At 70.4% G+C, this 8,732-nt stretch carries 10 protein-coding genes and 1 other RNA gene; 6 read left to right on the forward strand and 5 right to left on the reverse strand.

Features of this window, described 5'->3' with window-relative positions:
- The 3 genes from E1287_RS40085 to E1287_RS40095 form a co-directional block, all read left to right on the forward strand.
- On the forward strand, window positions 1–1,118 hold a 1,118-nt coding region (locus E1287_RS40085), incomplete at its 5' end, for a replication initiator (protein ID WP_207934749.1).
- Between the two features lie 17 nt (window positions 1,119–1,135).
- A complete protein-coding gene (locus E1287_RS40090; RefSeq protein ID WP_131970853.1) occupies window positions 1,136–1,324 on the forward strand; it encodes a helix-turn-helix domain-containing protein in 189 nt (62 codons plus the stop codon).
- Complete coding sequence (locus E1287_RS40095) at window positions 1,321–2,511, forward strand: site-specific integrase (RefSeq protein WP_131970854.1); 1,191 nt, start codon at window positions 1,321–1,323, stop codon at window positions 2,509–2,511. The genes E1287_RS40090 and E1287_RS40095 overlap by 4 nt, the downstream gene beginning before the upstream one ends.
- Window positions 2,512–2,566: 55 nt before the next feature.
- Here the strand turns inward: E1287_RS40095 and rnpB are convergent.
- The 5 genes from rnpB to E1287_RS40120 all read right to left on the reverse strand — a co-directional run bounded on the left by rnpB (window position 2,567) and on the right by E1287_RS40120 (window position 7,099).
- Window positions 2,567–2,957: RNase P RNA component class A (gene rnpB, locus E1287_RS40100), an RNA gene on the reverse strand.
- Window positions 2,958–3,040: 83 nt separating this feature from the next.
- Window positions 3,041–4,384 carry a TrpB-like pyridoxal phosphate-dependent enzyme gene (locus tag E1287_RS40105; protein WP_131970856.1) on the reverse strand — a complete coding sequence of 448 codons (1,344 nt, stop codon included), beginning with the start codon at window positions 4,382–4,384 and terminating at the stop codon, window positions 3,041–3,043.
- 50 nt (window positions 4,385–4,434) lie between these two features.
- On the reverse strand, window positions 4,435–5,541 hold the full coding sequence (locus tag E1287_RS40110) for a bifunctional RNase H/acid phosphatase (RefSeq protein ID WP_243719767.1): 1,107 nt from the start codon (window positions 5,539–5,541) through the stop codon (window positions 4,435–4,437).
- On the reverse strand, window positions 5,538–6,281 hold the full coding sequence (locus E1287_RS40115) for a C4-type zinc ribbon domain-containing protein (protein WP_131970860.1): 744 nt from the start codon (window positions 6,279–6,281) through the stop codon (window positions 5,538–5,540). Before E1287_RS40115 ends, E1287_RS40110 begins: the two co-directional genes overlap by 4 nt.
- The gene (locus E1287_RS40120; RefSeq protein WP_131970862.1) at window positions 6,278–7,099 is read right to left on the reverse strand and encodes a Nif3-like dinuclear metal center hexameric protein; all 822 of its coding nucleotides are present in this window, start codon (window positions 7,097–7,099) and stop codon (window positions 6,278–6,280) included. The genes E1287_RS40115 and E1287_RS40120 overlap by 4 nt, the downstream gene beginning before the upstream one ends.
- A 104-nt stretch (window positions 7,100–7,203) precedes the next feature.
- Between E1287_RS40120 and E1287_RS40125 the strand changes: the two genes are divergently transcribed.
- From E1287_RS40125 to E1287_RS40135, 3 genes are read left to right on the forward strand one after another with little or no spacing between them, the layout of a single operon-like run.
- The gene (locus E1287_RS40125) at window positions 7,204–7,737 is read left to right on the forward strand and encodes a pyridoxamine 5'-phosphate oxidase family protein (protein WP_131970864.1); all 534 of its coding nucleotides are present in this window, start codon (window positions 7,204–7,206) and stop codon (window positions 7,735–7,737) included.
- Between the two features lie 45 nt (window positions 7,738–7,782).
- The gene (locus E1287_RS40130) at window positions 7,783–8,127 is read left to right on the forward strand and encodes a DUF6191 domain-containing protein (RefSeq protein WP_131970866.1); all 345 of its coding nucleotides are present in this window, start codon (window positions 7,783–7,785) and stop codon (window positions 8,125–8,127) included.
- Between the two features lie 45 nt (window positions 8,128–8,172).
- Complete coding sequence (locus E1287_RS40135; protein WP_131970868.1) at window positions 8,173–8,571, forward strand: hypothetical protein; 399 nt, start codon at window positions 8,173–8,175, stop codon at window positions 8,569–8,571.
- Window positions 8,572–8,732 lie beyond the last annotated feature (161 nt).

The following is an 8,732-nucleotide window of genomic DNA, read 5'->3' on the forward strand; positions in this document are numbered from 1 at the left end:
CCTTATGCGGTCGTCGGAAGCGTCAGATGTGTTTAAGAGACAGCACCTGCACCGACCGCGCACGCTGCAGCTGCCGCCCCGACCCCTGCCACGCCCGCCGCGACCTCATCCACTGCCCCCACGGCCACCCTGTCGCCTGCTTCGCCCGCCACGACCCCCGCGACGAACGCCTTGGGCAACCGCTGTGCCCGGACTGCTACGACCACGACCACCACGTCATCTGGAACAACCGCGCGGGCGAACTGTGGCGACGCACCAAACAAGCCATCACCCGCCGCCTCAACCAACTGGCCCGTCAACGCGGGCTGGCCCCGGTCCGGGTCTCTCATGGCAAGGTCGCCGAATTCCAGGCACGCGGCGCGGTCCATTTCCATGCCCTGCTTCGCCTGGACGGCATCGACCCCGACGACCCGACGCTGATCGTCCCACCGCCGTCCGGGATCACCGCCGCCGATCTCGACGACGCGATCCGCTACGCCGCAGTGCGCATCGTCTACACCACCGACCCTCACCCGGACCGGCCCGGCGGCTGGCCCATTAACTGGGGTGAACAGGTCGACGTCCGTATCATCAGCCTGCACGGCGAGTCCGTCAGTGACGCCATGGTGGCCGGTTACCTCGCCAAATACGCCACCAAAGGCACCGAGATCACCGGACACACCTCCCGCCGCCTCCACGCCCACAACATCGGCCTGTACGCCGACTCCCAGGGCGGCCACACCGAACGCCTCGTCCACGCGGCCTGGACCCTCGGCGATTACCCCGGCTTCGAGTCCCTGCGCCGCTGGGCGCACATGCTCGGCTTCGGCGGCCACTTCCTCACCAAAGCCCGGCACTACTCCCTCACCTTCGCCGCCCTGCGCGCCGCACGCATCCACTACCGCCGCACCCAACCCCAGGGCCCCGAGCACTCCGACGAACGGATTCAGCGTCAAGACGACCTTGACACCGAAACCACGATCGTCCTCGCCCGCCTGTCCTACGTCGGCACCGGCTGGAAAACCACCGGAGACGCCCTCCTGGCCAACACCGCCGCCGACCAAGCCCGCCGACGACACCAGGCTGGACGCGAAGAACTCGCCCATGAACTCGCTGCTGAAAGTTCCCTTGCTGCCTGATGACTGGAGATCAACGCATGGACCTTGCACGTGATCGGACCTGGACGCCAGATGAAGTGGCCCGCTTCCTCGGCGTCCCGAAAGCCACGCTCTATCAATGGCGCTATCTCGGCATCGGCCCTAAGGCCAGCCGGGTTGGCCGTCACCTGCGCTACCTGCCCGACGATGTCATCGCCTGGTTCCGGGAGCAGCAGAACGCGGCATGAGCATCTACGACCGCTGGCACAAGACCCACCCCAAGCCCGGTGACCAGCCGTGCCGGGAACACAGCCGCGGGAAGTCCCGGCTATATCCCAGTGCTGATCACTTCAAGGGTGACCGGTGGCAAGTCCGGTGGCGGGACGAAACTGGACAGCAGTGCAAGCGGAACTTTCCAAAGAAGGCCGGAACCGATCCCGAGACCTGCGCGGAAGCATTTGATGCTCAACGCAAAGCCGACACTGACCGAGGTGAGTGGATCGACCCTCGCCTTGGACGCACACCGTTTCGTGACTACGCCCCAATCTGGATGAAGTCTCGGCTGCACAAGCCCAGCACTATTGAGACTTATGAGGGGCACCTACACAATCACATCAATCCGGGATTCGGCGGCCTCGGCCTGGCCGCCATCCGTCCCACCCTCGTCCAGCAATGGGTGCGGGACCTACAGGTCGTCACGGGTCTGGCTCCCCGGACCATCGGCACCATCTACGGGATCTTCGCCAGCATCATGCGGGGCGCACTGCGGGACGGATACCTGCGCAAGAGTCCGTGCGTGGACATCCGGTTGCCTGAAGTACACCCGACCGTTGTCCGTCTGCTGACCCCCGCACAGGTCCTCGCCCTGGCCGCTGCAATGCCCGACCGGTACGGCATCCTCGCCTTGCTTGGCGCTGGGCTCGGCCTGCGGCAGGGTGAAGCCTTCGGGCTGGCCCTCGACCGTGTCGACCCCGGTACTGAGATGGTCACGGTAGATCAGCAAGTCGTTGTGATCGATCGGAAACCGGTGCTGGCTTCGCCCAAGACTCCGGCTTCTCTGCGGGACGTCCCGTTGCCGGCCTTTGTGCTCGACGGCATCACGCGGCACGTCGAGCTGCTCGACCTCGCTCCCGATGCGGTGCTGTGCCGGACGCCACGCGGGACCTTGTTCCGGCGGGACTACTTCAACAAGAACATCTGGAAGCCCGCCATTGGGAAGGCTGGTCTCCCGGACGACACCACGTTTCACGACCTGCGGCACACCTTCGCTAGCACGGCTTTGGCTGAGGGCGTGCCAATCTCCGAGGTGTCGCGGTGGCTCGGGCACAAGTCCATCACCATCACGGTGGACCTGTACGGGCATCTGGTGCCGGAGGCGAGTGGGCGTGCCCGGGACGCGTTGGATGAGGCGTTCAAAGCGGCGGTTGTGCCCTGAATGTGCCCTGGGCGATCTTGAATCCTGTTGCGGCCCTGGTCAGAGGGTTGGCGGGCGGACGAGTCGGCCTGTAAGCCGGGTTCTGTGCCTGCCGCCCCTTGGGGCGGCGGGTGACGGCCATCCATCTCGGGCCGCCGTTGCCGGCGGCCTCCAGCGGTCTACCCGCAGGCTCGGGCGGGCCGCCCTCAGGCGCCTGCGCGGAGCCTTGCGGCCCCTTCTTGACCTTGCTCCGGGTGGGGTTTACCGAGCCGCCCACGTCACCGTGGACGCTGGTGAGCTCTTACCTCACCGTTTCACCCTTACCACCGGCGGACCGGCGGCGGTCTGCTTTCTGTGGCACTGTCCCGCGGGTCGCCCCGGGTCGGCGTTACCGACCACCCTGCCCTGTGGAGCCCGGACTTTCCTCGACGGGGATCGCTCCCCGACGCGGCCGTCCGGCCGGCTCGTCCGCCGTACTTCAAGGTTAGTGGGTGCGCGCGTCACTCGCGCACCCGCTTCATCACGGGTGTGCAAGTTGACTTGCGCACCCTCACGGGAGGGTCGTCAGGGCCTCGTCGAGGCGGGATTGGGGGAGGGCGTGGTCTTCCATCTCGCCGGAGAGGAAGCGGTCGTAGGCGGCCATGTCCAGGTGGCCGTGGCCGCAGAGGGCGGTGAGGATGACCTTGGGCTCGCCGGTCTCGACGCAGCGGCGGGCCTCCTCGACGGCGGCGGCGAGGGCGTGGGTCGGTTCGGGGGCCGGGACGATGCCCTCCGTGCGGGCGAACAGGAGGCCCGCCTCGAAGCATTCGCGCTGCGGTTTGGCCTCGGCCTCGAAGAGGCCCAGGTCGTACATGTGGGAGAGCAGCGGGGCCATGCCGTGGTAGCGGAGGCCGCCCGCGTGGATGGGGTCGGGGACGAAGTCGTGCCCGAGCGTGTGCATCTTGAGCAGGGGCGTCAGGCCCGCGGTGTCGCCGAAGTCGTAGGCGTAGCGGCCGCGGGTGAAGGACGGGCACGCCTCGGGTTCCACGGCGCGGACGACCGGGTCCATGCGTCCGGCCAGCTTCTCGCGGAGGAACGGGAAGAACAGGCCCGCGAAGTTGGAGCCGCCGCCGGTGCAGCCCACGATCAGGTCGGGGACGTCGCCGACGGAGGCGAGCTGTTCGAGGGCCTCCTCGCCGATCACCGTCTGGTGCATCAGGACGTGGTTGAGGACGCTCCCGAGCGCGTACCGGGTGTCCTCGGGCGCGGCCGACTCGACCGCCTCGCTGATCGCGATGCCGAGGGAGCCGGGCGAGTCGGGGTCGTCCGCGAGGATCTTCGCGCCGGACGCGGTGAGCGGCGACGGGCTGGCGTGCACCTTCGCCCCGAACAGCTGCATCATCGAGCGGCGGTACGGCTTCTGGTCGTAGGACGCGCGCACCATCCAGACCTCGCAGTCGAGCGCGAACTGGGCGCAGGCGAAGGCGAGGGCGCTGCCCCACTGGCCGGCGCCGGTCTCGGTGGTGAGGCGGCGGACGCCCTGGCGGGCGTTGTAGTACGCCTGCGGGACGGCCGTGTTCGGCTTGTGCGACCCGACCGGGGACACGCCCTCGTACTTGACGTAGATGCGCGCGGGCGTGCCGAGGGTGCGTTCGAGGCGGTGCGCCCGGATCAGCGGGGTCGGGCGCCAGAGCCGGTACACCTCGCGGACGTCCTCGGGGATGTCGACGAAGCGGTCGCCGGTGACCTCCTGCTCGATGAGGTCGGTGGGGAAGAGGGGCGCGAGGTCGCCGGGGCCGAGCGGCTCGCGGGTTCCCGGGTGGAGGGGCGGTGGCGGCGGCGCGGGCAGGTCGGGGACGACGTTGTACCAGCGCCTCGGGAGCCTCGACTCGTCCAGCAGGATCTTCGTGGTCACGGTTCCTCCCCAGGTCACGGTGCCTCTCGCGCAGCGTAAGCGGCCGGGGATCAGGATTCCAGGTGGTGGACGTCGTTGAACGCGCGGAGCGACGCCGGGCCGTCGGCGTACCAGTCGATGGACGACAGCGCCGCCACGTCCAGGTGCATCCGGTAGAGGGACGTCATGGGCGCGCCCAAAGCGTCCTTTACCAGGAGTTTGATGGGCGTGACGTGCGAGACCACCAGGACGGTCTGCTCGCGGTAGCGGACCTTCAGCTTGTCCAGGGCCGTCCGGACGCGGCGGGCGACGTGCGCGAAACTCTCCCCGCCCGGCGGCGCGACCTCCGGGTCGGCGAGCCACGCCTTCAGCTCGGCGGGCCACGCCTCGCCCGCCTCGGCGAACGTGAGCCCCTCCCATTCGCCGAAGTCGGCCTCGCGGAAGCCGTCCTCGACGCGGACGTCCAGGCCGGTGACGGCGGCGATCTCGGCGGCGGTGTCGCGGCAGCGGGACAGCGGGGACGTGACGATCGCTTCGAGCCCGCGGTCCTTGAGGGCGAGCGCGGCGGCGCGGGCCTGGGCGAGGCCGTGCGCGGTGAGGGGGATCTCGCCCGTCCCGGCGAAGCGCTTCTCGGCCGACAGCGGCGTCTCGCCGTGCCGCAGGAGGATCGTGGTCGTCGGTGCGGCGGACGGCGGCGTCCACGACGGCGGCGGCTCCGGCTCCCCCGGCGTCTCCTCGATCTTGCGGACCCATTGCTCGCCGCGGGCGGCGGCGTCCATGGCCTCGTTCGCGAGCCGGTCGGCGTGCGCGTTCCGGTTCCGCGGGATCCAGGCGTAGGACACCGAGCCGAGGCCCCCCGCGACGTCCCGCGCCTGGAGCGCCAGCGGCACCATGTCCGGGTGCTTGATCTTCCAGCGGCCCGACATCTGCTCGACGACGAGCTTGGAGTCCATCCGGACCTCGACCCGGGCGGACGGGTCGAGCTGCGCGGCGGCCGTCAGACCCGCGATCAGGCCCCGGTACTCGGCGACGTTGTTGGTCGCGTGCCCGATCGACTCGGCGACCTCGGCCAGGACCTCCCCGGTGAGCGCATCGCGGACGAGGGCCCCGTATCCGGCCGGGCCGGGGTTCCCGCGCGACCCGCCGTCCGCCTCGACGACCAGCTTCCGCGAACTCACAGGCCCGATTCCGGAGTACGGATGAGGATGCGGCGGCATTCCTCGCAGCGGACCACCTCGTCCTCGGCGGCGCTGCGGATGCGGTTCAGGTCGACGGTGTTCAGCGCCAGGTGGCAGCCCTGGCAGGCGCCGCGGAACAGCTTCGCCGCGCCGACCCCGCCGAACTGGCCGCGCAGCTTCTCGTAGAGGGCGAGCAGGTCGTCCGGGACGTCCTTGGCGACGGCGGTGCGCGCGGCGCTGGTCGTCCCGGCCTCCTCGTCGATCTCCCGCAGGGACGCGTCGCGGCGCTCGGTCAGCCCGGACAGCTCGTCCTGCGCGGCGGACCGGTCGGTGCGGAGCGCGGCGACCTTCCCCTCGGCCTCCTCCGTCCGCTCCATGATCTCCAGCACGACCTCTTCCAGGTCGGACTGGCGGCGCTGCAGCGACTCGATCTCCGCCTGCAGGCTGCCGAGGTCCTTGGCGGACGCCACCTGACCGGAGTCGAGGCGCTTCTGGTCCCGGTCGGCGCGGGTGCGGACCTGGTCGACGTCCTGCTCGGCCTTCTTCTGCTCCCGCTCCAGGTCGCCGACCTCCGTCTCGGCCGCCACGATCGCGTCGCGCAGCCCGGTCAGCCGGCCCTCGAGGCGCTCGATCTCCGCGAGCTCGGGCAGCGTCCGGCGGCGGTGCGCCAGCCGGTCCAGCGCGGCGTCGAGGTCCTGCAGGTCGAGCAGGCGAAGCTGGGCTTGCGGTGCGGCTTTCACAGTGCTCCTTCGTCGTGGAGGCGCCACGCGTCGGTGACGAGCGTGGACACCCGGGTCTCCAACTTGCCCGCTTCGGGGGAGGCCGCGGCCAGGCGCCGTCCGGCGTCGGCGAGCCAGGGCCACTCCGTCGCCCAGTGCGCGGCGTCCACCAGGGCCGGGCCGCCGTGCTCGGCGAATTCCGACGCCGGGTGGTGGCGCAGGTCGGCGGTGAGGTAGGCGTCGACACCGGCGGCCCGCGCGGTGTCGAGCAGCGAGTCGCCCGCGCCCCCGCACACGGCGACGGTCCGGACGAGGCGGTCCGGGTCGCCCGCCGCGCGGACGCCCCAGGCCGTGGACGGCAGCCCGGCGGCCACCCGTCGGGTGAACTCCCGCAGCGTGACGGGCGCGTCCAGCTCCCCGATCCGGCCGAGGCCGCGGCGGGGATCGTCATCGGCGGGGACCATCGGGCGCAGCTCTCCGGCGAGGCCGACCGCCCGCGCCAGCGCGTCCGACACGCCGGGGTCGGCCCGGTCGGCGTTGGTGTGCGCGGTGTGCAGCGCCACCCCGTTCGTGATCATGCGGTGGACGAGGCGTCCCTTCGGCGTGGTCGCGGCCACCGAGTGCACGCCGCGCAGCAGCAGCGGATGGTGCGTGACGATCAGGTCGGCGTTCCATTCGAGTGCCTCGTCGAGCACAGCGGCCACCGGATCGACGGCGAACAGGACCCGGCCGACCTCCTGGTCGGGGACGCCGCAGACGAGCCCGACGGCGTCCCACGGCTCGGCCCACGCCGGCGGATAGAGATCCTCGAGAGCCGCGATGACATGGGAAAGACGCACGTCCCGCAGGCTACCGCGCCCAGCCTCCGCCAACGAGCGTCACTCGGGGGTGCCGGGGTCTGAAACGATGGGCGAGGGGGCACCCCGACAGAGAGGAGTACGCCATGTCGGCTTCCGGCGCCGCCGCGGAACCGGAGCCCGCAGAGCCCACCGCAGAACGTCCGTACATGCCCGGCTACGGCATCCAGGGACCTCAGCAGGGAAGCGGCCTGCTCCCGTGGTCCTGGGCCGTGGAACGGCTGATGGCGGCGCGCAACTTCTGGCTGTGCACCGTCCGGCCGGACGGACGCCCGCACGCCATGCCGGTGTGGGGCGCCTGGTCGGGTGACGCACTGCTGTTCAGCAGCGCCGTCCCGTCCCGCAAGATGGTGAACCTGCGCGCGAACCCCCGGGTGACGGTGACCACGGAGGAGGCGGAGAACCCGGTCGTCATCGAAGGGCTCGCGGAGGTGCTCACCGAGAAGAGGGACCTGCAACGCTTCATCGACCTGGTCAATTCCAAGTACGCCACCCGATATCGTGTGGACTTCCTGGACCCAGAGGTGAACGCGACCGTCGCGGTGCGGCCACAGCAGGTGTTCGGGCTCCGCCAGGGAGACTTCACCGGATCTCCCACCCGGTGGTCGTTCACGACCTGAACGTCCGCCGGGATCATTCTGGAGACTCACCGCGTTGGAGAGTGTGTGAAGCCACCCTTTCGCCGCCGCAAGCGCGTCAAGGGCCGCGCCATGGGCAACCGCCCCGAGCCGGCCGAGCAGGAGACCGTCGAGTGGCCCCGTGACGGCACGGGCAAGTCGACCATGATGGGCGCCATCCGCGGCGACGGCAAGACCGGTGCGGGCTTCGGCGGCGGCATGTTCGAGGACCTCGCGTCCGTGTTCGAGGGCTCGAAGAAGATCAAGGTCGAGGAGCAGGAGCGGCAGAAGCTGCTCCGCAAGGACGACCACGAGCAGACGGGGTCGGGCAGCTCCCGCGACGACCTGGCCTCCGGCAAGATCCGCATCCGCCGCACCCCGCCGCCCGACTGAGAACGCCACTCGAACATTTGTTCGAGTCCGGGTTATCCTGCCGTTGTGAGCACCTACGTTCCGCCCGGCTGGCCCTCGCAGGTGCACCCACCGGGCTCCGACCGATTCGAGGACACCGCCCTGGCCTGGCTGCTCGAGCTCGTCCCGCCCGAGTACCGCCGGTACGGCGTCCTGCGCCGCTACCCCATCGCCCTCGCCCGCATGGCCCGTCACCACGTCGGCGCGTCCGTCGAGGCGGCCCGCGAGGGCTTCCGCACCGCCCGGGTCGATCTCGGCGACGTCGTCCCGCCGCACGGCATCGAGTCCGTCCTGGACACCTACCGCCGCGAGGGCGCCCGCCTCGTCGCCCTCCTGCAGGGCATCGAGCTCGTCGAGACGGCCCTGCGCGGCCTCGCCGAACCGGACGACCCCGCCCATCGCCGCCCCTTCACTCCCAAGCTGTGACCGTCCCGTTGACGCTGAGTCGCGGCGTGCGCAAGCCTTGACCCGACGTTGACGGGAGGCGGAGTCCGGTGAGCGCACCACCTGGGTGGTACCCAGATCCGGAGTTGATGGGCCGCGAACGCTACTGGGACGGACAAACCTGGACAGACCAGTCCCGCCGC

The sequence above is a fragment of the Actinomadura sp. KC06 genome, from assembly GCF_004348735.1.
In the GTDB taxonomy this organism is placed as follows: domain Bacteria; phylum Actinomycetota; class Actinomycetes; order Streptosporangiales; family Streptosporangiaceae; genus Spirillospora.